The 1351-nt window shown below is 61.0% G+C and carries 1 protein-coding gene and 1 pseudogene; both read right to left on the bottom strand.

Annotated elements, in window-relative coordinates; all coding sequences use genetic code 11:
* Positions 1 to 473, bottom strand: a 473-nt coding sequence (locus NKH71_RS33305; RefSeq protein WP_352896626.1) for a Gfo/Idh/MocA family protein, incomplete at its 3' end; no start/stop codon positions are given.
* Between the two features lie 85 nt (positions 474 to 558).
* A pseudogene (locus NKH71_RS33300) lies at positions 559 to 1351 on the bottom strand (ATP-binding cassette domain-containing protein); the annotation flags it as partial.

Genomic DNA, 1351 nt, shown 5'->3' with positions numbered 1-1351 from the left:
TCAACATTGCGGTGAAAATTGTGCATCATCAGCGCCCGGCCGAGACGACCATTATCGAGCGCTTGCTTCATTTCCTGATAGGAGCGGTCGTAACGCCGCATGAAGCCGAGCTGGACGAATTTCGCCCCCGCTTTCTGTTCGGCTTCCATCACCGCGATGCAGTCAGCCGACGCTTGTGACAGCGGTTTTTCGCATAGGACGCGCTTGCCGGCGGCAATGCAGGCCATCGAAAGCGGCGCATGCGTAAAATCGGGACTCGCAATGATCACGGCGTCCACGTCTTGCCGCGTGATGGCGCCCTTGGGGTCGGTGGCAATGTCGATAGCGCCACACGCGCCGGCAACAGAACGAGCGCGCTGCTCATCCATGTCGCAGACCAATTGAAGGGTTGCGCCGGGCAGTTCCTCGGCAACTATCTTGGCATGATCCGCGCCCATCAAACCGGCGCCGATCACTGCAATGCGGATTGTCATTTCTGTCCTGCTTTTGCTTTTCGGATTAGGGCAACGGCCAACTCGGCGGCATGGAGCCACGCCTGGTTGGCGCCTTTTAAGAAATCTAACGAGCGGCTGGGCCCCCCAGCACCTGGAAGGACGGCGGATGCCTTTCATGGGTTTCCATGTAACCCCTCGACCTGAGCCTCCAGATCGGCCATCGTTTCGCCGCCAGCCATCAGATCCGTAATCTCCTCGCGGGACCTTTGGCCCTTGCGGAAATCATCGGCGATGGCGCCGCGGATCAGCACCGCGAAATGATCGCCGACGGTCATGGCGTGCATGACCTGATGGGTGATGAAGACCACCGCCAAGCCACGCTTCTTGGCCTCATTGACGATACGCAGCACATGCGAGGCCTGCTTGACGCCGAGCGCCGCGGTCGGCTCATCCAGGATCAGCACGCGCGCTCCAAAATACACAGCGCGGGCAATGGCAAGCGACTGGCGCTCTCCGCCCGACAGGCCGCCGACCAGGCGGTCACCGTCATCAATGCGGATAATTCCGAAATCCCGGACCGCTTTCACCGCGATCTCGTTGGCGCGCTTGCGGTCGTAGATCTTGAACGGTCCCCAACCTTTAGTCGGCTCGACGCCGACGAAGAAGGACCGCCCGATGCTCATCAGCGGGAACGTGCCGCCGAACTGATGCACCGTGGCGATTCCCCGTCCCTGCGCCTCACTCGGTCCAGTGAAGGTCACTGGCTGACCATCCATCAGTATCTGGCCGCTGCTAGGCTTGTGGACACCGGCCAACGTTTTGATGAGGGTGGACTTGCCGGCGCCGTTGTCGCCGAGAAGGCAAAGCACTTCGCCGGCGCGCACCCTCAGCGAAATATCGTGCAGGACATCGATCGG

Origin of the sequence: Mesorhizobium sp. M0983 (genome assembly GCF_040318975.1) — a bacterium.
Taxonomy (GTDB): domain Bacteria; phylum Pseudomonadota; class Alphaproteobacteria; order Rhizobiales; family Rhizobiaceae; genus Mesorhizobium.
This window is presented reverse-complemented; position numbering and strand designations above follow the sequence as displayed.